This is a genomic window from Clostridium sp. C105KSO13 (assembly GCF_001517425.1).
Taxonomy (GTDB): Bacteria; Bacillota; Clostridia; order Lachnospirales; family Lachnospiraceae; genus Muricomes.
This window is the reverse complement of sequence record NZ_FBWL01000165.1, coordinates 94,259-117,265: the sequence shown is the minus strand read 5'-3', so window position 1 is coordinate 117,265 and position 23,007 is coordinate 94,259. Positions and strand designations below refer to the sequence as shown.

At 43.6% G+C, this 23,007-nt stretch carries 19 protein-coding genes and 1 pseudogene; 11 read left to right on the top strand and 9 right to left on the bottom strand.

Annotation, left to right across the window (positions count from 1 at the left end; translation table 11 throughout):
• The first annotated feature begins 545 nt into the window (after window positions 1-545).
• Both BN3456_RS09125 and lon read left to right on the top strand, forming a co-directional pair.
• Window positions 546-1,112, top strand: coding sequence for a TetR/AcrR family transcriptional regulator (locus tag BN3456_RS09125; protein WP_089983830.1), 567 nt, complete (start codon window positions 546-548; stop codon window positions 1,110-1,112).
• 120 nt (window positions 1,113-1,232) lie between these two features.
• A complete protein-coding gene (gene lon, locus BN3456_RS09120) occupies window positions 1,233-3,620 on the top strand; it encodes an endopeptidase La (protein WP_089983829.1) in 2,388 nt (795 codons plus the stop codon).
• A 210-nt stretch (window positions 3,621-3,830) separates the two neighbouring features.
• Here lon and BN3456_RS16295 read toward each other — a convergent pair.
• From BN3456_RS16295 to BN3456_RS09090, 7 genes and pseudogenes are all read right to left on the bottom strand, one after another.
• Window positions 3,831-4,394 (bottom strand): annotated as a pseudogene (locus BN3456_RS16295) (ABC transporter ATP-binding protein); the annotation flags it as partial.
• Window positions 4,351-5,169: a FecCD family ABC transporter permease gene (locus BN3456_RS16290; protein ID WP_242862847.1), complete on the bottom strand. Its 819-nt coding sequence runs from the start codon at window positions 5,167-5,169 to the stop codon at window positions 4,351-4,353. The gene BN3456_RS16290 and the pseudogene BN3456_RS16295, both read right to left, overlap by 44 nt.
• A 110-nt stretch (window positions 5,170-5,279) precedes the next feature.
• Complete coding sequence (locus BN3456_RS09105) at window positions 5,280-6,281, bottom strand: FecCD family ABC transporter permease (protein WP_089983826.1); 1,002 nt, start codon at window positions 6,279-6,281, stop codon at window positions 5,280-5,282.
• A complete protein-coding gene (locus BN3456_RS16590) occupies window positions 6,278-6,589 on the bottom strand; it encodes a hypothetical protein (protein ID WP_347458033.1) in 312 nt (103 codons plus the stop codon). Before BN3456_RS16590 ends, BN3456_RS09105 begins: the two co-directional genes overlap by 4 nt.
• 15 nt (window positions 6,590-6,604) lie before the next feature.
• Window positions 6,605-7,336, bottom strand: coding sequence for an ABC transporter substrate-binding protein (locus BN3456_RS09100; RefSeq protein WP_347458032.1), 732 nt, complete (start codon window positions 7,334-7,336; stop codon window positions 6,605-6,607).
• 122 nt (window positions 7,337-7,458) lie between these two features.
• A complete protein-coding gene (locus BN3456_RS09095) occupies window positions 7,459-8,043 on the bottom strand; it encodes an SWIM zinc finger family protein (RefSeq protein ID WP_242862845.1) in 585 nt (194 codons plus the stop codon).
• Between the two features lie 37 nt (window positions 8,044-8,080).
• Window positions 8,081-10,516 (bottom strand): DEAD/DEAH box helicase, encoded by a 2,436-nt coding sequence (locus BN3456_RS09090; RefSeq protein ID WP_089983825.1) that lies wholly within the window; start codon window positions 10,514-10,516, stop codon window positions 8,081-8,083.
• A gap of 289 nt (window positions 10,517-10,805) precedes the next feature.
• Between BN3456_RS09090 and BN3456_RS09085 the strand changes: the two genes are divergently transcribed.
• From BN3456_RS09085 to BN3456_RS09055, 7 genes are all read left to right on the top strand, one after another.
• Window positions 10,806-12,809, top strand: coding sequence for a LacI family DNA-binding transcriptional regulator (locus BN3456_RS09085; protein WP_089983824.1), 2,004 nt, complete (start codon window positions 10,806-10,808; stop codon window positions 12,807-12,809).
• 118 nt (window positions 12,810-12,927) lie between these two features.
• A complete protein-coding gene (locus BN3456_RS09080; protein ID WP_089983835.1) occupies window positions 12,928-13,920 on the top strand; it encodes a sugar ABC transporter substrate-binding protein in 993 nt (330 codons plus the stop codon).
• A 38-nt stretch (window positions 13,921-13,958) separates the two neighbouring features.
• On the top strand, window positions 13,959-15,452 hold the full coding sequence (locus tag BN3456_RS09075) for a sugar ABC transporter ATP-binding protein (RefSeq protein WP_347458031.1): 1,494 nt from the start codon (window positions 13,959-13,961) through the stop codon (window positions 15,450-15,452).
• Window positions 15,453-15,454: 2 nt separating this feature from the next.
• Entirely contained in the window at window positions 15,455-16,462 is a 1,008-nt protein-coding gene (locus BN3456_RS09070; RefSeq protein ID WP_089983823.1) for an ABC transporter permease, read from the top strand.
• Between the two features lie 14 nt (window positions 16,463-16,476).
• A complete protein-coding gene (locus BN3456_RS09065; RefSeq protein WP_089983822.1) occupies window positions 16,477-17,955 on the top strand; it encodes a glycoside hydrolase family 32 protein in 1,479 nt (492 codons plus the stop codon).
• 78 nt (window positions 17,956-18,033) lie between these two features.
• On the top strand, window positions 18,034-18,531 hold the full coding sequence (locus tag BN3456_RS09060; protein WP_278280286.1) for a GDSL-type esterase/lipase family protein: 498 nt from the start codon (window positions 18,034-18,036) through the stop codon (window positions 18,529-18,531).
• A gap of 18 nt (window positions 18,532-18,549) precedes the next feature.
• The gene (locus BN3456_RS09055) at window positions 18,550-18,891 is read left to right on the top strand and encodes a DODA-type extradiol aromatic ring-opening family dioxygenase (protein WP_089983820.1); all 342 of its coding nucleotides are present in this window, start codon (window positions 18,550-18,552) and stop codon (window positions 18,889-18,891) included.
• Between the two features lie 19 nt (window positions 18,892-18,910).
• Here the strand turns inward: BN3456_RS09055 and BN3456_RS09050 are convergent, their stop codons facing one another.
• Complete coding sequence (locus BN3456_RS09050) at window positions 18,911-19,570, bottom strand: DUF3298 and DUF4163 domain-containing protein (protein ID WP_089983819.1); 660 nt, start codon at window positions 19,568-19,570, stop codon at window positions 18,911-18,913.
• Window positions 19,571-19,679: 109 nt separating this feature from the next.
• Window positions 19,680-19,865, bottom strand: a complete 186-nt coding sequence (locus BN3456_RS09045; RefSeq protein WP_089983818.1) for a ferredoxin — start codon at window positions 19,863-19,865, stop codon at window positions 19,680-19,682.
• Between the two features lie 481 nt (window positions 19,866-20,346).
• On the opposite strand from BN3456_RS09045, the gene BN3456_RS09040 reads away from it, so the two are divergent.
• Together BN3456_RS09040 and BN3456_RS09035 are read left to right on the top strand one after the other, a co-directional pair.
• Complete coding sequence (locus BN3456_RS09040; RefSeq protein ID WP_089983817.1) at window positions 20,347-21,141, top strand: nitroreductase family protein; 795 nt, start codon at window positions 20,347-20,349, stop codon at window positions 21,139-21,141.
• 43 nt (window positions 21,142-21,184) lie between these two features.
• Window positions 21,185-22,879: a phospho-sugar mutase gene (locus BN3456_RS09035; RefSeq protein ID WP_089983816.1), complete on the top strand. Its 1,695-nt coding sequence runs from the start codon at window positions 21,185-21,187 to the stop codon at window positions 22,877-22,879.
• The last annotated feature ends 128 nt before the right edge of the window (window positions 22,880-23,007 follow it).

Below are 23,007 nucleotides of genomic sequence, written 5' to 3'. Positions count from 1 at the left end.
CTTGAATCCGTTCTTTCCATAAAGCTCTATTACCTTGATCCATTGTATAACCTCCTAAAGACATTTTAGGTTAATTTTACAGGATCTGCATGGAGATTACACGACGCTATCTTTTGAAGCACTTACAATCCTTATTATATTTATGCTGCGAAAAAATATGAAGGATCTGCGAAATAAAAAGAAGAAAGCAGGAAGTTCTGATTAAATTAAAGCCATGACGAAAGGAGAAACTATGAGTGGCAAAACGGTAAGGCTGTATAGCCGGCAAAATGACAAAACCCTCCCAGGGCCCCATCGGGAGCTCTATGAGTGCCGAAAATTGTCTCAGGCCTATACCAGGAACGGTTGTGTACGTACTGGATGTTCCAAAGGAGCAGATAATATATTTTGATAGCGGCAAATGGGATTATGTGCATAACCATATACAGCAATAAAGGAAGCTGGTTCTGCTCAGATATGAGAGCAGAACCGCTTCTTTTTGTTTATAAAAATTTAATTGACAATAAGTGAATGCTCATTTATTATATAGTTACGAGGTGATGAATATGCGTAAGAAGGATGATGGAAAAGAAGAGAGCATAAAGAAGGCAGTCGTAAAGTTAATACTGGAAGAAGGCTTTCATGGCACCTCTATCTCAAAAATCGCAAAGAGAGCCGGAGTTTCTCCCGCAACAGTGTATATATATTTTGAAAATAAGGAGGTTATGCTCCAGGATATATACAATGAATACTCGGAAGATATTTTCAGTCATCTGCTGGACGGCATCAACCGCCGGATGCAGGGTCGGCAATTGATTGAAAATCTGATCACCAGTTATTATGATTACATTAGGGAAAATAAAGAAATTTTCAGCTTTCTGGAGCAGTTTTCCAGCTGTCCGTCCCTTGCAAACAACTGCGAGAAGAGGCAGGGAATGTGCAAGGTAAACGACCTGATTTTAAGTATGAAGGCAGATCGGATAATTAAGGATTACAGTAATGACAATCTGGTGGCACTCATCTTTTCTCCGATAAAGTCAATTGCAGTGGATCATTGCAAAAGTGAGAAAGAAAAAGAGGTGCTGTTAAAGGAGTTTATTCACATTGTTCAGGAAGCATTGTTGATGAAGTAGTTTTAGCGAGATTTAAAAGTGAGAATTGCAGTTCACAAATGATCTCGCAATTGTTTTACTGCTGGTTAAATGAACATTCACTTATGAATAGATTATAAAATAGAAAGGAACGTGATTTATATGATGAATTTAGAAAAAGCTATAAGAAGCGGAATTGTCATTCCAATATCAAATATAGTATTGCTGCCGGGTGCGGTAACCAAGATTGGTGTCAGCGACCTGAGCGAAAGCCAGATGAAATATCTGGAAGACGAGACAATAGAAAATATTGCATTGCCCATGAAACAAAACTTTGCAAGAGAGAAGGTTTCGGCGGACGATTTCTACAAGGTTGGAGTTACATTTGAAATTGAAGATGCACAGGAAGTCGAGAAAGGATATCAGCTTACCATAAAGGTACTGGACAGAGTGGAAGTAAGGGAACTGAACATTGAACACAGCTATATTTATGCACAGTTTGAAACAAGTTCCGATGTTGAGGATATGGACGAGAAAAGTCAAAAAGATATGATATTATATATGCAGCAGATTACGAGAGAAATCAGCGAGAGATTTCCGGATGGAAAGCGCTATATCGCCGTAGCTGAAAGCTTCAGTGATTTAAATTCACTCATTGTATATTTATCCCGGTTTATGCAGATTTCCAATGAAGAAATCTATGAATTAATCGCTGATCCATCTATGAAAGAGAGAAGCCTGCGCTTTATGGATTATCTTCTGAAACAGAAGGAGGCAATTGGACTGCAGATTCAAATGGCAGAGAGATTTTCGGATAAGGCGAATAAACGTTACAGAGAACAGGTCTTGAGGGAGCAGCTGAAGGCAATTCAGGAAGAACTCAATGAAGGCAAAGAAGGACATGGAAAGAAAGACGAGGAATATGCAGGCAAAATAGAAGCGGCCGGGATGCCGGAAGATATTAAGGAAGCAGCCCTGGAAGAGCTGGATAAGCTTCAGGCTCAAGGGCCTAATGGCGCTGAATACAATGTCATACGCAATTATCTGGATCTTCTGGTTTCGCTTCCCTGGAAGAAGATAGAAGATAAGCCTATTGACCTTATAGAAGCGAGGCGTATTTTGGATGGCCAGCATTATGGCCTGGATAAGGTAAAGGACAGGATTCTACAGCATCTGGCAGTTATGCAGCTTAAGAAGGATAAGAAAGGTTCCATTCTCTTGCTGATAGGCCCTCCGGGAACAGGAAAGACCAGTCTTGGCAAGAGCATTGCAGAAGCACTGGGGAGAAAATACATTCGTCTTAGCCTTGGCGGTATAAGAGACGAGGCTGAGATCCGCGGACACAGAAGAACCTATATCGGGGCAATGCCCGGTAGGATTCTTCAGAGCATTAAGAAAGCGGGAGTCACCAATCCGGTTATGGTGCTGGACGAGGTAGACAAACTGATGACAGGTGGTTTCAGCGGAGATCCGGCAAGTGCTTTACTGGAGGTATTAGATCCGGAGCAGAATAATACGTTTACAGACCACTACCTGGATCAGCCTTATGATCTTTCCGATGTATTCTTCATTGCTACAGCAAATTCGCTGGATACAATACCGGAACCTCTGTTGGATCGTATGGAGATCATACAGATTTCCAGTTATACCAGTGAGGAGAAGTTCCACATCGCAAAAGAACACCTGTATCCGCTGGTTCTTGAGGAGCACGGGCTAACTGGCGAGCAGCTTGTGATTCCGGATAATGTAATAAGAAAGATCATCAGTGACTATACAATGGAGGCAGGAGTCAGAGGATTAAAGAAGCAGCTGGCAGCCATTGCGAGAGTAGCTTCTGCGGAAATTGTATCCAAAAAGGGGGAGCCTCTTTATCCTGTAGAGGCAGATCAATTGGAGGATATCCTCGGCCACAGGGTGTCACGGCATGAAGTGGCGCAGATGGACAATCCGCCGGGAGTAGTTACAGGGCTGGCCTGGACACCGGTTGGCGGTGAAATCCTCTTTATAGAGGCAACCAGCATGCCGGGAAGCGGACAAGTCCTGATGACCGGGAAACTGGGCGATGTAATGAAAGAATCTGCAGAGATTTCCTTAAGTCTGCTGAAATCCAGATTACCGCTGAATGCTATTAATTTTAAGGAAAGGGATCTTCATATCCATGTTCCCTCAGGGGCAGTGCCAAAAGACGGACCGTCTGCGGGGATTGCACTATTTACAGCCCTTGCATCACTGGTTACCGGCATCAAAGTAGATCCAAAACTTGCGATGACCGGGGAGATAACACTAAGAGGTGTGGTTATGCCTATCGGAGGTTTGAAAGAAAAACTTCTGGCAGCACAGAGGGCCGGTATTACCAGAGCATTGATCCCGAATGAAAACATAGGGGATTTAAGGGATGTACCGGAGGAGGTAAAAGACCAAATAACAATTATACCGGTGGAGACTATTGAAGATGTGCTTAGAGAAACCCTGGGGATCTCAATGCCCAGATCTGAGCAGATGCTGCTGCAGAAGGATTATGGGAAATATCTTATAGAATCCAGAGTATAATTACTGGTTGTCATAAGATAAACAATAAAGGTATAAAAGAATCCGGAGAAAAGGAAAAATCATTACGAATTCCATTTCTTCGGATTTTCCGTATAAGAAATTATTGTTTGAAATTGCAGCAGCTAAGGCATAGGTAGACCGCTCTGTTGACGATATATTACAACATTTGGAGAGAATTATTCCGAAAATAAGAGCCAGCTATAGAGCCTATTATGCTAAGCAGGAGTCCAGTATGTGGTGTCTGCCCTTTGGTAAAACAAAGGGGGACCCCGATACAGGATCATTGATGACGGAGCAGTTCATTCCATATACTTCCTTAATCAATTCTTCACTAATCACCTCAGATGGCATCCCCTCTGCAACGAGATGTCCTTCACGAAGGGCAAAGATATAGTCGGCATATCTGGCGGACAAGTTGATATCATGCAGAACCATAACAATTGTGGTTCCTTTCCGCCTGTTTAAATCTGTCAAGAGATCAAGAATCTCAACCTGGTAGGTAATGTCCAGGTATGTGGTGGGCTCATCCAGCAGGAGGATGTCTGTATCCTGGGCAAGAGCCATTGCAATCCAGACTCTCTGCCTCTGGCCCCCGGAGAGCTCGTCAAGGCGGCGATTGGCAAGATTGCTAATGCCCATAATCTCCAAGGCTTCCACCACAGCTGCGTGGTCTTCTCTGCTTAATCCTTTCATTAGCCCCTGATACGGAAACCGGCCCCTGCTTATCAGATCAGCGACCACTATTCCTTCCGGGACAACTGGAGACTGCGGCACCCACGAGTCCGGCTGGTACTTCATTTCGTGTGCCTGCTCCGACTAACCTGGACGATATTGGACCCGATAAAAAGGATACAAAAGCGATGGGTCCAGTGGTGGCAGTAGCAAAAGCAATAGATATTACGGCACTTAAAATAAGCAAAATTCTGGTGCGGTCGGTATTAACTCCAAGTGTGACAGCGAAATCCTCCCCTAATTCAAGAATACGCAGGTGCTTTCCCGATAGTATGATAATGGGAGAGAAAATAATAACTATAATGGCAAGCATGGGGATGTCTGACAGCCGGACCCCATTCAGACTTCCGCTCAGCCAGCGGTAAGCTGCCGGGACATCATGCTGAGGCGCCCTTAACAATAAATAGGAGATAAATGCGTTCAGCATTGCCTGCACTCCCAGACCTATAAGTATCAGCCTGCCCCCGTTAAATTTTCCTCCTCTTGAGAGAATATAGATGAAAGCAGAGGTCAAAACACCTCCAAGAACAGCGCCCACAGATATCAGTGCTCCCGATAAATTCATCATGATAAGAAGAAAGATGGCAGCAGCGTTGGAGCCGGCGGTTACTCCTATGATGTCTGGACTTGCAAGCGGGTTGCGAAGCATAGTCTGAAAAGTACTGCCGGCCATTCCGAAGGCAAACCCGGCTAACAGACCGGAAAGCATCCTGGGAAGCCGCAAAGTTCGGACAGCAAATGTGGCTCCCTTAATATTTTCTCCTGTCAGGACTTTCCAGACAGTAGATGGTGAATAAAAAGTATTTCCAAGTAACATCATGGCAGCACATAATGAGAGGACGGCTGCGGCAAGAATGACGGTAACAGAAATATAACGTCTTTTCCTCTTGCGGAAACCACTAGATACTAGGTTTTTATTTTTTGTTGTCATAATGAACTCCCTTTTGCTCTTACAGCTATTATTATCAGCACCGGGGCGCCAAGGAAGGCGGTGACAACTCCGGATTCAAGATCGCCCGGATTGCCGAGTATCCGGCCTGCGATATCTGCCGCGGTTAATAGTAAAGCGCCTCCCACGGCGGACATTGGTAGGATAACCCTCTGATCGGGACCCAGAAGCAGACGCATTACATGAGGGACCAAGAGTCCCACGAAGCCGATTGGGCCGGCCACTGCAGTAATGGCACCGCATAGCATGACTCCGGCCAGAGCGCCGATTGCTCTGGCAATACCCGTGTGCACACCCAGCACTGAAGCCATTTCATCCCCAAGCGCCATGGCGTTTAGAACCGGCGCCAGCAGGATACTGATTAGAAAACCTAAAATCAGGAAAGGCAGAACGGCACGGATGTTTGTCCAGTTTGCCCCACTGACACTGCCTACCTGCCAGAAGCGAAAACTATCCATAACATTAGAGCGAGGCAGCATAATTGCACTGACAAATGAGGACAGAGCGGCGCTGGCTGCTGATCCGGCCAGCGCAAGTTTGATTGGAGTGGCACCGCCTGCGCCCATAGAACCAATGCCGTATACGAATACGGCGGTAATTGCCGCGCCCAGAAGTGCAAGTGCAATATATTGGCCTGCTGTCTGAATATTTAAGAAGGCAATACCCATTACTACGAACAGAGATGCCCCTGTGTTGACACCCAGCACGCTTGGGTCAGCAATAGGATTGCGGGTAATCGCCTGCATGAGAGCCCCTGAAATGCCAAGGGCCGCTCCAGCTATCAGGCTGAACACAGTGCGGGGAATTCGTTCTTTTACAACAATTTGATTAAAAGTTTCAGCTTTACCCAGAAAGAGAGCGTCTATAATTTCCTCCGGGGATACGCCACGCGAACCCAGGGCAAGAGAACCAGTAATGCATAACAGAATGCAGATGAGGCTGATGATTAATACGATAAAAAGTTTTTTGGAATGTCTCATTTTACTTTATCAGCTGCCTCTCCCAGTAAAGACAAATATTCATCGATGGTGGCAGGAATGGACAGGGCACTTGGCGTACAGGAGGCTGCAATAGGAGTATCATTATCCAGAACTACCACAGAACCGTTCTGTACGGCAGGTAATGTGCCGAGACGGGGGTCATCCTGCAGTGTTTTTACCAGAGTTTCGTCGCCATAAGCGATGATAATGTCTAAATCCTGCAGCTTGTCTACATTTTCTGCACTGATTCCTACGGAAAATTCATCAGAGTCGCCTTCCAGTTCCTCCAGATAATCCGGCAGAGTCAACCCTAAATCTGTCAGTTAAGCTGCACGCGGGTCTGCTGTAAGATAAACATAGAAATTTCCCAGGTCTGTCGGAGTGAAATACATAAATGCAGCGGTTTTTCCTTCCAGTTGGGGATAGGCGGTTATCTTTTCTGCTATTTCATTTTCCAGATCAGCTATCAGTTTTTCCCCTTCTTTTTCCATCCCGATGCCTTTAGAATCCAGAAGAATCTGCTCTCTCCAAGAGGTGACCCAGGGCTTTTGGGGATAGGCGACTACAGGAGCAATTTCGCTGAGAAGATCATATTCTTCCTGGGTGATTCCGGAATAGCCTGCAAGAATAACATCAGGCTGCACATCACTGATTGCCTCGAAATCCAGCCCGTCTGTATCATGGAAGAGTACAGGTGAATCAACACCCAATTCCCGGAAACCTTCCAAAGTCCAGGGAAGAAGTCCGCTGCCATCTGTCACCCCATAATTGGCCTCGGAAACGCCGACGGGAACTATACCAAAAGCAAGTGGAACATCCTGATTTCCCCAGAATATAGTTGCAATTTTTTCAGGTTTCTTTTCTATGACAGTTTCACCGAGAGCATGCTCGATAGTGATGGGGTATTTTGTATCTGAATCTGTGCTTTCTGCGGAGGAGCTACTCTCTGCAGTGTTGTTTTTAACTGAGGATGAATTGGAGCAGCCTGCAAGAAAAGAGGCAGCAATAATGACAATCATGGCTTTATTAAGACCGGTAATCTTTTTAAGGTTCATATCGTTTTCTCCTTTGGAATTGAATAATATATAATGTTAGTTAGTCATGACTAATTTATTCTACCAGAGATTGATATGATTGTCAACAGACTGGAAAATGGAATTTTATTCCCGCCTGATGCCTATAGAATACCAAATAAGTCGGATATTTCTGTATCTTCGATTATGCGGCTGCTGGGCTGTTTTGCATTTTCCAGCATTTGCTCGGTTTTACTGTTGAGTGTTACATCGATAAACCGGTCAATATCAATGCCTCTCAGTGCAAAGAATAAGAAGGGATTTTCGTCCACCTTTACGCCGACCCCGTAAAGCGCCACAGCCACATGTTTACAAAGCAGCGCCCAGTCAGGACAGCTGCACTGAAAACTGATTTCCTTAGGTGACGGGAAAAGACCGTCTTTGCCGGTGAACAGTTCCTTCAAATCATCGGGAAAGTTACCGGAAACCAGGGCTTCAAGGTTTTCTATTTTCCGTCCGCATTTATGAATGATCTCCTGACAGTGTTCTTCGGAGAGAGGACTGATGCGAATTTCTACTTTGTAGGGTGTTCTGCGTGTACCCTGAACACGGGCGAGAATTTTGCCGCCCTGAATCTTCAAATCGACCAGCGCACCGGAACGAATATATCGCTTTCCCCGCTCCAGGCGGGAACTATAATCAGCATATACGGCGCAGTTCTGCCACAGAAATCTGTGAATAAGTATCACCTGTATTCCAATATCTGCTCATAAGTATTTCTCCTTTCTAGCTCAGACGCATAAGCGAAAGTAATTCCTCGTTATTCAGCTCGGTAATCCACTTTTCTCCTCCGGAGCCGATTACGTTGTCAACCAGCTCTTTTTTGGAGTTAATTAAAGCATCAATTTTTTCTTCAATGGTACCTTCGCATACGAGTTTGTGTACCATGACATTTCTAGTCTGCCCGATACGATAGGCTCTGTCTGTAGCCTGATTTTCCACAGCCGGGTTCCACCAGCGGTCAAAGTGTATCACATGATTGGCACCGGTCAAATTCAACCCTGTTCCGCCTGCTTTTACAGAAAGGATCATAAACGGGACATATGGCTCTCCATTGAAGGCATCAACCAGCTCGCCCCTCTTCTTGATTCGTGTGCCGCCGTGGATAATATACCCCTTACTGTGAAAAATGCTCTCCAAAAAATCTGCCAGATATTTTGTAATCTCCTTAAATTGTGTGAATACAAGAACGCGCTCCCGTTTTTCATAGATTGTTTCGCAAATCTCACGGAGCATTTGAAACTTTCCACTCTCTTCAGGAATAAAAACTTCTCCTCCAAGATACTGATCCGGGTGGTTGCATATCTGCTTTAACTTTACGATGGAAGAGAGAATCAGGCCCCGACGTTCCATTCCCTCTTCAAAATCCGATAGTCTGCGCTCTAAGTCCGAAATGAATTTACGGTATAAAACAATCTGCTTTTTAGAAAGCCCTGAATAGTCGATTGTTTCCAGCTTATCGGGAAGGTCCGCAATAATGCTTTTATCCGTTTTCAGCCTGCGCAGAATGAAGGGGGAAACCATTGTCTTTAGTTTCTGATAACCTTCGGGATGCGTGTCCAGACCTTTTGAAAAATCCCGAAATTCGGTGGGGGTTCCAAGGAGCCCTTGATTTAAAAAATCAAATAAGGACCACAGGTTGGACAAGTCATTCTCGATGGGGGTACCCGTCATGGCAATTCTCATATCAGAATGCAGTTTTTTAATATTTTTAGTCTGCTTTGTGGCAGGGTTTTTAATTGCCTGTGCCTCATCCAGAACTATACATTGCCAGTTTGTTTCCGCCAGTGCCTTTATGCGGGATGTCATGCCGTAGGTTGTGATATAAAGGAACGCATGTTTCCCGGAAAGCTCTTCGGATAATGCAGGGGCTGATTTTCCATGCAGAATGCAAAAGGACATCCTGGGCGCAAAGCGTAAAGTTTCCTTTTCCCAGTTTCCTAAAAGAGAGGCGGGGACAACCAGCAAAACATGGGAGGATGGGGATTTTTTGCGCAGTGCTTCCAAATAAGCCAGAACCTGAACCGTTTTGCCAAGCCCCATATCATCGGCCAGACAAGCTCCGAATCCCAATGCATTCATGTAGTTCAGCCAGGTGTAGCCGGTCTTCTGATAATGTCGGAGGGAGGCAGTAAAGCTTTTCGGCAGAGCGGGCGCCTTGATACGTCCGGGAGAACGTAAGTCCTGCAGAAGTCCGCTCAGCCATGTACCGTTTGTAACCTGTGGAGCAAAAGCCCCATCGTTCGGAGATTCCGGGTGGATATCCATGCGAAGTGCATCCATTAAGGGAACTGCTTTCTGGGATTCCTCCATCTCTTTTAGCAGCTGTTCCAGGAGTGCATGGTTTACTTCAATCCATTTTCCTTTTAAGAAAGCAAGCCCGTTTGTCTGATTTAGCAGAAGAGAAATATCTTCGGCAGATAACTGGGTGCCGTCGACGGTAAGACTTGGCTTTACCGATACCAATGTATCAAAACCAAGCATAGACGGCTTTTCATCTCCAAGACTGAGGGAAAGAGAAACAGAGGAGCTTTTCCTTTTCCACCAGTTCGGAATGCGGCAGAGAATTCCGCTTTTCTCAATATCGGGGATAGCCTTTAAAAAGGCGTATGCCTCGGCAGCTGTAAGCCGGAGGGGATGAAATAATTCTCCGGTCTCTACAAAATTTGAAATTAATTCGCATACCTCAGCCGCTTTATTCAGGCAGGAAAGAAGAGAAAGCAGCTTTTCTCGCTGATTTTTATATTCTGTCAATGCATATTCTAAAGGCATATGTGAGATAGCTCCCTGTGCAGTGCGCGTTGCATAAGTTGCCAGAAATGCAAAGGGATAATCTGATTGATGACTCTCTACAAGGTGGAAGAAGATACGTTCCGGTACCTGGAGATGCTGGCTCTTTTCAGCCAGGTACATGCTTACACTTCCTTTATAGACGGCAATATCAGATGCAAAAACCTGCCGGAGATGCGAAAAGACATTTTCCAGCCAATCTTCGGTAATATACTCCGCTCCGATTGAAAAAGGTACAGCGTTTAACAGTGTCTGTTTACTTTGTTTTTCTTTCGAAACTGAACTGAAACAGAGCATCGTAACAGTTCCGATCAAAAGCAGTCCTCCACTGTGCATCGGTGTCAGATAAAGAAAGATTGGTGGTCTCAGCATAAAAGCCGGTGTCCGTAAAAATAAACTGCAGTAGATTATCTGTATTGAGGGATTCTTTAGTCATGGTATGTCCTCATTTCTGTAATTCTTAAAGTATGTTTAGCATTCTTATTGCTAGTAAATATATCACAATCAAAGAATGCAATCAAATAAAAAGAGCGGTTTAAATTCAACTATTTAAAGCAAACAGAAAAATCAATAAATTTGCTAAAAAGCAAGGATTTACATGCACGGAAAAGAATGATAGACTAAAAACGTATAAAATTTACGTAAATTGGAGGCGCGTAGTATGGGAACAACGATTAAGGATATTGCAAAAACGGCAGGAGTCTCGGTAGCTACTGTTTCTCACGTAATTAATAAAACCCGGTATGTAAGTCCAGAACTCGTAAAAAGAGTAGAAGATGCCATAAACAACAGTGACTATAAAATGAAGATTCAAAAAAAAGCCAGCAACATGAAGATTGGAAAACAATCACAGGTGGCGATTGTTGTACCTTCTATAATGGGCACGCTTTATGTTCAGCTTGTTGATGGTATAGCTGCTTTCTTACGAGAAAAGGGATATGTGGCTGCTGTTTATTTTTCGAATGATGATTATCGACAGGAAGCAGAGATATTAAACCGTCTTATGCTAGATAAAAAAGTGGCGGGGATTATATTAAGCCCATGCAGGATGGACTTGAAGAGTTATGAAAAATTATTTGCACGGAACATTCCGACGGTCTTTTTGGAAAGAGCTGTTATTGGAAAAGAGGATGAGAGTATTGTCGCTGATAATGAGAATGCTTTATATAAAGGAACACAGCATTTAATTAAGAATGGACATAAAAAAATTGGTGTTGTGTTGGGAGATCTGACTACAAGTGCAGTGGCGGAGCGGCTAGAGGGGTATCGCAGAGCTTTGCGGGATGCAGAATTGGATTATACAGAAAAAGAAGTGGTTTCAATTATTCATGAGGAAGATATAGAGGATGGAATTCAGAAAATCCAAAAATTTTATAAAGCAAGAAAACCTACCGCCTTTATTAGTGGAGGGAACCGGCTGACTTTTCTGGTTTTAAAGGCCCTGCAGTATATGGAGTTGGAATGCCCCCGAGACATCTCGATGGTAGGGTTTGGAGACGAGAAATGGTGCGAACTGGTTATGCCTCCTCTTACTTCTATGAAACAAGACACTCAGAGTATGGCCTGGTACGCAGCCGAAAGAATTTCTGCAAAAATAGAAAATAGAAGGTATGAAAAACAGGAAGTACGTGTGCCGCTTCATTTATCATTGCGTAAATCTACACAAATGATCGGAAGGGGGCCGTTTGGTGAAAAGGCATTTTCGCCGGATGATATTGTCTTGACTGAAGAGGAAAAAAGACGATTGAGACACGGGAACTTTAAAGTTGGAATATCTTTTCATTATAGCGGTACTGCATGGAAAAGACTCCATGAAAACGGAATCCGGCAGACGCTTGAAATGCTCGGGGTTACAGTAGCAGCAGTGACTGAAGCAAATTTTGATTCTGAACTTCAGGTGACGCAGCTGGAAGCTCTTGCTATGCAGCACCTGGATGCAATTATAGCAATTCCTGCCGATGATAATGTTACGGCAGGAACATTTAAGAAACTTTCGCGGGAAACAAAACTAATGTTTTTGAGTAATGTACCTGAAGGCTTTGGAACAGAAGATTATATGTCCTGCGTATCGGTGAATGAGCGGGAAAACGGGAGGATAGTAGGCACTCTTTTGGGAGAATACTTTAAGGGGAAAAGAAATGTTAAGGTGGGATTTATAAACCATGGCCTTCCTTTCTATGGCACTCATCTTAGGGATGAAATTGCAACACAGGTTATCTGCGAGAATTACGCAAATATTGAGATAGCGTCAGTAGGGAAGTTTTACAATATTGCGGATGCTTATGAAATTGGGCGAAATATGATTCAAAGGCATCCAGATATACAAGCTATGTATATCTCATGGGATCAGCCTGCATTAAGGGTGATTCGGGCATTGGAAGAGCTTGGGCGTGAAGACATAGCTATATTTACCACAGACCTGGACAGAGAAATTGGCAACTACCTGGTGCAGGAAAAGTTTGTGAAGGGTTTGAGTACGCAGCGCCCATTTGAACAGGGGGTGGCTGTGGCAATGGCTACTGCAAAGGCCTTGCTGGGATATACTGAGTACAAGTATATAGGAGTCTCGCCTTATCTTGTACAAAAGAATAATATTGTTCGGGCCTGGAAAGAAATTATGCATGAGTCTATACCTGGAGAGTGGAGCAACTATTTAAAAATATAATTTACGTAAATATATGAAACATGGATTAAAAACCAACAAAAATCAAGAAGTGAGATTGACAAATGTTTACTTGGATGATATATTTTGCGTAAATAATACAAAGGAGGCTGATGAACATATGAAAAAGAAAATATTATCTTTAATCTTATGTGCAGGTATGGCAGTTTCAATTTTGGGAGGCTGTACAACGGAATCAAAACTTGTTGATGATAGTGATAAAAAGGAAGAAACAGAGACAAAGAAGGAGGGGCCATATAATTTTGCTTTTCTGCCAAATACTCAGAACAATACATTCCAGTCCTCGATGAATGATAAATTCAAAGAGTTGTGTGATGATGCAGATTATAAGTATACGTGTCTGGATCCGGATTATGATTTGAACACGCAGTTGAGTCAGTTGTCTGATGCGGCTAATCAGGGATTTGATGCTGTGTTTGTAATACCAGTCGATTCTGCAGGTATCCGTCAGGGTCTACAGGAACTAAATGATGCCGGAATCCCAGTGATTAATGTGGATACAGCAGTGATTGATGATGACAAGGACTTGGTAAAGTCTGTGATAGCGACAAACGCCTATCAGGCAGGGCAGCTTGTGGGTGAACAGATGGTGAAAGACTATCCGGATGGTGCCAAAATTGCAATTCTGGATTTCCCCTCAAATGAGAGCTGCGTAGACCGTGTCAATGGATTCCTTGACGGACTTGGAGACAGCAAAGATAAGTTTAACATTGTGGCCCAGCAGGACGGTAAGGCTGCATTGGATGAATCTATGCCGATCGCCGAAGATATTATTCAGGCCAACTCAGATCTGGACGCATTTTTTTGCATTAATGACCCATCATCCCTGGGGGCAGCAGCAGCTCTGAAGGCAGCCGGACTTACCGGAAAGGTTGATGTATATTCCATTGATGCATCTCCAGATGGAAAAGCGGCATTGGTGGACGGTATGCTGACATGTGTAGCGGCACAGGTACCGGTGCAGATTGCAGAGACAGCATTTGATAAAGCAAAAGAGCTGATGCAGGGAAAAGAAATTGATAAGGAAATCTGGCTGGATTCTCATCTTGTATCAGTAGAAGAGGCCAAAAAGACTGCAGGACAGTGGCAATAAGTAGTAGGATGCAAAGCGTTGAGCGAGGTGAGTGATCATTGGAAGAAAAAGTGATTTTACAGATGGAAGGCATCAGCAAAAAGTTTGGTGCCACACAGGCTCTGGATGGAATTAACTTTGAATTAAAACTGGGAGAGGTCCATGCGCTGCTGGGAGAAAACGGAGCCGGAAAATCAACCCTGATTAAAGTGCTGGGAGGAATACATCAGCCGGATGCCGGAGTAATTAAGATTAACGGTCAGGCAGTGAATATTAATGGTATACAGGATGCTCAAAATGCCGGAATCGGCATTATACATCAGGAAATTGTGCTGGTCCCCTACCTTACGGTTACGGAAAATATTTTTCTTGGCCGGGAGATATTAACACCTTTCCATACAAGAGATTTAAGACAAATGAATGAAAGGGCCCTGGAAATGACGGAAAAACTGGGGCTTCATATTGATGTGACCACAAAGGTGGGAAATTTAAGTATTGCGCAGCAGCAGATGGTAGAGATTGTAAAAGCAATTTCCTTTAATGTGAGGATCCTGGTGATGGATGAGCCCACATCTTCTCTTTCAGATGAAGAGGTGGGGAAGCTTTTTGAAACGATACACCGTCTGAAGCAGAACAATGTAAGTATTATCTATATTTCTCACAGAATGGAAGAGCTTTTTGCCGTCACGGACCGTGTAACCGTTATGCGGGACGGCACCTATGTAGGCACGGTAAATACAAAAGAAACGAATTCTGACAAATTGGTCAGTATGATGGTCGGACGGAGTCTTACGAACTATTATACACGTGATTACAACATGACTGATAAAGAAGTACTGCGGGTGGAGAATATTACAAAGGAGGGTGTGTTCCAGGATATAAGTTTCTCTGTACATAAAGGAGAGATACTGGGTTTTTCCGGGCTTGTCGGAGCCGGGAGAAGTGAAATTATGCAGGCTATTTTTGGAAATGATTCTTTTGAAAGCGGTAAAGTATTCCTGTCAGGCGAAGAGGTAAAGTTTAAATCCAGCAAGGATGCCATTCATAATGGCATGGCAATGGTACCGGAAGACCGTAAAAAACAGGGGCTGACATTACTTAATTCTGTGGGGTTCAATATAACACTTGCCAGTCTGGATTCTGTGATGAATGGTCCGCTGCTGAGTGAAACAAAGCGAAAACATGTCATCAATGATTATGTGGAAGGATTGAATATAAAGACTGCTTCTACAGATATATCTGTATCCAGTCTTTCCGGAGGAAACCAGCAGAAGGTTGTACTGGCCAAGTGGCTTGCTACGAAACCAAAGCTTTTGATATTGGATGAACCTACCAGAGGCGTAGATGTAGGGGCAAAAGCCGAAATTTATGCCATTATCAACAGCCTTGCCGCGGAGGGCATGGCTATTATTATGGTTTCCTCAGAATTGCCGGAGATTATTAATATGTGCGACAACGTCTGCGTTGTAAAAGCCGGGAAAATTGTAGGAAGATTGGGCCGTGATGAGCTGGATCAGGAAGCAATCATGAGATTTGCTACAGGAGGAGAATAGAGATGAGTGACAAAAAGAAAGTTAAAAGCAGTAATCCGTTTATCAGTATGCTGAAATCAAATACGGGCATTTTATGTGTAATGGTATTGATTGGAGTAATACTGTCATTCATGACTCCAAGTTTTTTGACAACAAAAAATATTATATCGGTATTACGTCAGATTTCAAATAACATTTTTCTGGCATTAGGTATGACTTTGGTTATTATACTTGGAGGCATTGATTTGTCTGTGGGCTCCATTGTGGCTATGAGCGGAACACTAACAGTTGGTTTTATTGTAACGAATGGAATACCTATGTTGCCCGCAATTATGATTGGTCTGGCACTTGGGACACTAGTAGGTCTTTTTAACGGAGTTATTGTGGCATGGTTTCAGGTACCTGCATTTATTGTTACCCTTTCTACCATGAACATGGCAAAAGGGATTGCTTATATATACAGCGGTGGACGCTCTACACGCATTACCTCGGACGCATATTCAATGATTGGAACGGGATACTTGTTTGGCATTGTCCCGCTGCCGGTTGTATATATGATTATTCTAATTATTATTTTTTCCGTTCTTTTAAACAAAACAAAGTTTGGTACCTATGTGTATGCTGTAGGAGGAAACCGTGAATCAGCCCGGTTGTCAGGTGTGCCGATTAAAAAGATAGAGATTCTTGTATTCACAATTACCGGTTTACTTTCGGCATTTGCGGGGATTGTGTTAAGTTCTCGTATGTATTCAGGGCAGCCCAAGGCTGGTGAGGGTTATGAGATGGATGCCATTGCAGCCTGCGTGCTGGGTGGCATATCTATGGCAGGAGGTGTCGGCCACATAAGCGGGACAGTCATTGGTGCGATTGTAATCGGAATTATTAGCAACGGGCTGAATCTGATTGGTGTAAGTTCCTTCTGGCAGCTGTTGGTAAAAGGGATGATCATTCTTATAGCAGTTATAATAGATTCACAGAAGGATATTATTTCTGACAGAGTGGGAAAAAGAAAAAAAGTAAGTAAAGCATAAGAAAGGGGACAACCATGGAAATATTCAGAAAGCCGTCATTAGCGGATTCAACAGGGGATGCGGTCCCTTTTTATCACGATGGCGTTTATCATATTTTTTCACTGACACCGCCTACGGGTACGACCGTTTACCCAGCGAGGCTCCGCACAACATGGAGTCACACAATCTCAAAAGATTTGGTTCACTGGGAGGAACTCGAGACGGCCCTATATCCGGGAGAAGGAGATGAGCCGGATGCAGATGGCATATGGACAGGGGCTGTGATATATGGGGAAGGCCAATATCATATTTTTTATACTGGTTATAACTATCATTTGGAGACTGATCAGCAGACAATATGCCATGCTACAAGTCATGATGGCGTTAAGTGGGAAAAGGATTCAAATAATCCGCTAATCAGGCCTATTCCAGAACTGTACGAACGCCTGGACTGGAGAGACCCATATGTGTTTTATAATGAGGATGATGCTTGTTATTGGATGCTGATTTCAGGAAGATTGAAAGAAGGGCCGCCGACTAAGACAGGGTGCATTATTCTGTATCGATCCAAGGATTTGAAAAGCTGGAAATATTATGGTCCTATATACAAGCCTTATCATACAAATTGCCCGGAATGCAGTGAAATGTATAAAATAGGAGACAATTGGTACCTGTCCTATTCCAGGTTCTCTGAGTTTGTTAATACAGTATACCGTGTGTCTAAGTCTCCTTTCGGCCCCTGGCGGACTCCGAAAATGGACGGAATCGGCGGCAGAAGGTTCTATGCAGCGAAATCAATGGAAAACGATGAGGGAAGAAGGTTTTATTTTGCGTGGGCACATGATCGTGCGGAACAAAGTGACCGTGGAGAATGGTATTGGGGAGGGACGTTCTGTGTCCCCCATGAAGTTGTGGCCAATGATGACGGGGAATTAGATGTAAAAATGCCAGATGAGATTGCAGAATCTATAACCGGGCCGGTAGAGTGGACATATAAGCCCGTCTGGGGAGAGGCCCGGAAGTTTGGAGACAAAACAATTGTTCTGGACGCAGAAGGGACACTGAACTACGGTTTCTTTCAATTCAAAGAAGAAAGCGTGCTGTTTAGGTGTAAAATGAAGGTGGGAGATTGCCGTGATTACTTTGGTCTGCTGCTAAAATCTGATGAGAAGGCTGCAAGGTGTCTGGAGCTGAGAGTGGAACCCGGTATGCAGAGGGTGTCACTTGTAAATCTGCCGATGGATGTAGATCCTTTTTGGAGAGAGTCCTGTACCAACGTGGGAGAGCCGAAAGATCCCGGACCGGATGGCATCCGTGTATGTGAAAAAACATTCTCGGTGAAGACGGGGGATGTGATTGATGTAAAAGTAATCATTGATCGCGATATGGTTGAAATTTTCATCGGGGAAAAAGTAGCTTTTACATATCGTGTTTATGAAAAAACGGAATATGAAATAGGACTGCAGGTTCAGGATGGCAGCGTGGAATATTACGATATAAAGATAACAAAATAAGTTCCTGAGAGTTTGGAAAGGTGCACCTTAGAATTTATGAGGTGCGCCTTTTCAATATGTTCACTTTGCAATTTATAAGTGCTCTGTTATGGAGATTCTAATACCTGGGGCTATATGCCGGGACAAGGAACCCGCTATCCCGGGTACATACGCTGGACGGGAAGACTGGCTCGGTGTGGGGAATTGGAAATCATTGAAGAAGGACTAAACGGAAGAACAACAGTATTTTCGGACAATCTGGAACCCTTCAGGAATGGGTTGGATTATGCGGCGCAGTGTGTGATGTCACATTTCCCGCTGGATGTTATTATTATCATGCTGGGGACAAATGACACAAAGTGCAGATATAATGTATCAGCATCAGAGATACGCTATGGTATGGAGGAGGTTGTGATTCGGATGAAGGAGTTTTGCAGAAGAAAAGGTGAGTCGCCACAGTTTTTAATTATCTCACCGCCTTATATTCATATTCGGGAGGATGCAGAATTTGATCACTCTTCGGAAGTGAAAATACGGCAGCCAGAAAGCTATCCTTTTATTAATGGAGTATGCCTGGGAAAAGCACCTATACATTAATGGGGAAGAGAGGAACGACTGGTATACACCCGGTCTGCGGAACCGGGAGTAATAATTTTGGGAAGCGGTAATGTTGTACATAATCTTTACAGAACTAACTGGGCTATAGAAGAGGCGGGGGAGGACTGGGCCCGGGAATTTGACGAGTATATAAAAGAAAGCATATTGAACCACAAATATGAGAAGGTAATCAATTATTCCAGGGCCGGAGCGTCAGCAGAGCTTGCGGTTCCGGCCATGGATCATTTTGCACCCCTTCTTTATGTTCTGGGGGCATCGAAAAAGGAGGAGAGAGCCAGAGTCTTTAATGATTCCTGTGTGCTGAGCTCACTTTCAATGACAAGTTATCTGTTTGACTAATAGAAACTGGCCATCAGGTTCAGAAATCCTGTTTAAAGGTGGAAAAAGGAATCAAAAATTCCGGCAGTCCTGTGGAATAAGGTGCAATATCATATTGCTGGTAATAGATAACAATGCCTTCCGGTTTTAGAAAATAGTTTTCCGGATGGAAGTTTTCCCGAAGCAGCTGTGCATAATCATCGAAGTAGGAGCCTGGAGTGCTTTTCAGCCGTTTGGCTATCTGCCGTTCTATGTTGCCAAAAAGATATTCGGCAAAGGGAGCTCCCTTGGGATAGAAAGCTTTTAACTCTATACGGCTGCCGGTGGAAAAGTCCCATGTATCGGAGTTTCGAAATGTTGCGCCGTGGGCGCCGCCCATAAAAGTATAGCTGTCAAAATAAAGACTGGAGACGCAGGCTTGATTATAAGTGATTTTATAGACGGACTCGAAAGTGTAGCTGTTAAAAGGCGGCTTTTTGTCCACAATGTACCTGGCGGTTTCAACGGCCTGAGGGTAGAGCTCAGTTCTACAGTGCGCTTCCGCAGCCAGGGCATTTTCGGTATAGTGCTGGTTAATACTTTTTGCGGCAGCAGTGCTGCATGTGGTTAAAAAACATGGGTAAAATATTTTGTAGATGAAGACAGGCCTGGTATTGTATGTCATGGTGTCTTCCAGGAGCTTTTGAAAAACAGTCTGCATAAATGACCTCTAAGAAGCGGGTTTGTTATAGTTTATTAAGAGTGAGGCTGCCGTATGAAAATAAAATTCATACGGCAGCCGTCTTATGTGCAGAAAAAAATCACTCAAATTACTCAACAGTGATTACACTGACGGGGCAATTCTCGGCTGCTTCTTTTGCTGCGTCTTCTGTATCCGATGTAACATCCCCATATGCCTCCGCCAGGCCGTCATCTGCCATACGAAATACATCAGGACATGTTTCGGCACAAAGGCCGCATGAGATACATCCGTCTCTGTCAATAGATGCTTTCATAAAAAATTCTCCTTTCGTAAAGTTTTGCTAACTATACGGATTACCGTATATGCATATAGTATAGCCTTGCAGAGGGGAGAAATACAATAAAAATTATTCGTTTTAATAGGCCTTTTATAGATTGCTTAACTTTTTAAATCAAGAATATCTAATAATTCATGATGTTAATAAAGGATGCTTCAAAATAATCTCTCCTCATACGTCATTGTTTTCTCCCATTTTATTGACAAGGGCTTCAGGCGTAACATCATCAAGAACTAACTCCAGATTTGAGTCTTGCGGGAGGGGGGCTTATGTACGTATTCATTACACTAGAAATAAAGGAATATGTTTCACCCCTTAGTATCAAATTAGATCTAAAAGTAAGCCGAGTGCCCTACTTTCAAGTTCCTTGGATTTTATGTTTATTATCTTTTTAAATTATGCTACAATTTTACCAATGAATGATATGAGATACTTTTAGCTTGAAGGAGGCAATTATATGGTATTAATAGATGAAGAATTATGTATCGGCTGTGGTGATTGTGCAGCGGATTGTCCGTCTAAATCCATTTGTATGACTGCTGGGAAAGCCGCTTACACGGCACCGTGCATGGAATGCGGACATTGTGTGGCCGTCTGTCCGGTTCAGGCGGTCTCCATCTCCGGATACGATATGCAGGACGTCGAGGAGTATGACCCGGGGACCTTTTGCATAAACCCGGAAAATATGCTGCATGCCATAAAGTTTAGGAGAAGCATCCGCAATTTTAAGCCTGATAAAATAGAAGAGGAAAAAGTAAGAAATATATTGCAGGCGGGACGTTACACGGCAACTGCCAAAAATGGGCAGGCAACTACCTTTGTTTTTGTTCAGGATAATATGGAGGAGTTCAGGAACCTGGTATGGGAGATACTTCCGAAGCTGATTGATATATTTAAGAAAAGTACTCCTATATATGCAAAAATTTTCAGACATTTTTACGAGAGACGAAGGGAAAATCCCTGTGAGGATAATCTCCTTTATAACACGCCTGCATTTCTGGTCATTGCAACGGATAATCACTCCATGGACGGTGGACTTGCGGCGGCGAACATGGAGAATATGGCGGTATCGGAAGGTCTGGGGGTTCTATTCAGCGGGTATATGATGCGGGTAATCAGCGAAAGTCCTGCATTAAGAAATTGGCTGGAGGTAGGAGAAAAGGCCATAGCAGGCTGTATGCTGATTGGGTACCCTGCAGTTACGTACAGACGGACGGCACCAAGGCTTGAAGGAAATATTATACGCAAATAAGCATGTGTAAGTAAGAACAAAAATGGAATAGGAGTATTTTTGTATGGAAGCAGATAAGGTTTATTTACAATGGCTGGATAAGCTTGAGGGGCACAAAGAGCTGCGCCGTGAATTGGAAGAGATAAAGGGAAATACAAAAGAGATAGAGGAGCGTTTCTGCAAAGAGTTGGAGTTTGGGACAGCTGGATTAAGAGGAAAGCTGGGTGCCGGGACGAACAGAATGAATGAGTTTACAGTTGGAAAGGCAACTCAGGGAATAGCGGATTTTATTTCTGAAAAAGGGGAGGAGTACAGGCAGAGAGGAGTTGTTATAGCTTATGACTGCCGTCATTTCTCCAGGGAGTTTGCCACACTGGCATCAGAAATATTGGCGGCGAACAGTATTCATGTATTTATTTTTGAATCGCTGCGGCCTACTCCAGAATTGTCGTATACAATCTGTCAGTTGAAGGCTGCGGCCGGGATTAATATTACTGCAAGCCACAATCCAAAGCAATATAATGGGTACAAGGTCTATTGGGAGAGTGGGGCACAGGTTCTGGAGGATATTGCAGACGGGATGTACGAGAAAATACAGCAGGTCCATATGTTCGGGGGTGCTGCACGTGTAGACTTTGACAAAGCGGTGCAGGTCGGAATTATCACGGTCCTCCCTGAAAAAACGGACCGGGATTACATGAACCTGGTGAAGTCTCTTTCAATCCGGGACGGGGACGAACTGGAAAAGGGTGTATCCATTGTCTACACTCCTTTAAATGGCGCGGGTAGTATACCGGTAAAAACAATTTTATCTGAGAGGGGTTTTACGGGTATTCATGTTGTACCCGAACAGGAATTCCCGGATCCGGACTTTACAACTGTGGGATATCCAAATCCCGAGGATCCAAAAGCCTTTGCCTTGTCGGAGAAACTAGGTGCAAACGTGGGAGCGGAGGTACTCATCGCCACAGATCCTGATGCAGACAGAATGGCGGTTGAAGTGCGGGATGAAGAAGGAAATTATGTTGCCTTGAACGGGAATCAGACTGGGGTAATTTTAATCCACTATTTGCTGGAGGGGCTGGAAGCTGCGGGTAAACTGCCCCAAAAAGGAGCTATAATTAAATCGATTGTAACCGGGGATATGGGAACGGCCATAGGTAAGGCCTATGGCATCCAGATGTTTGAAACATTAACCGGATTTAAAAATATCTGCGGAAAGATACCGGAGATTGAAGAAAAAGGATATCAGTATGTCTTTGGCTATGAAGAAAGCATAGGTTATGCAGTCAGCAAAGAGGTCAGAGACAAGGATGGTATCAGTGCGGCCATGTTTGTATGCGAGGCGGCGGCATTTTACAAAAAACAGGGGAAAACCCTTATTCAGGTGCTTCATGAGTTATATGAAAAGTATGGCTATTATAAAGAAGAACAGATTTCTGTTGTATTGGAAGGAACTGCAGGTGCAAAGCGTATCGGACGCATGATGGAAGCATTCCGCGCAAATCGTTCCACTAAATTTGGGGGCATGAAAGTAGAAGAAGTGATAGATTACCAAAATGGGTATAAAGATATAAGTAAATCCAATGTTTTGAAGTTCGTGTTGGAAAATGAAACATGGTTTTCGGTGCGCCCGTCTGGAACAGAACCAAAAGTTAAATTGTACTTTTATACAAAGGGCGAAAACGAAAGTACGGCATTGGCAGTAATTAAGAGAGTTAAAGAGGATGTCTTAAAACAACTGAATCAAGTGCAGTGAGGTGAAATTAATAACAGCTTTTGAGAGACCGGGAAATTTATATAAATTTCCCGGTCTCTTTGGGATATAAGAAATATGCACAAAAAGATAAAGGCAAATATATAGAAATTGTACAACTAGCCAAGAAA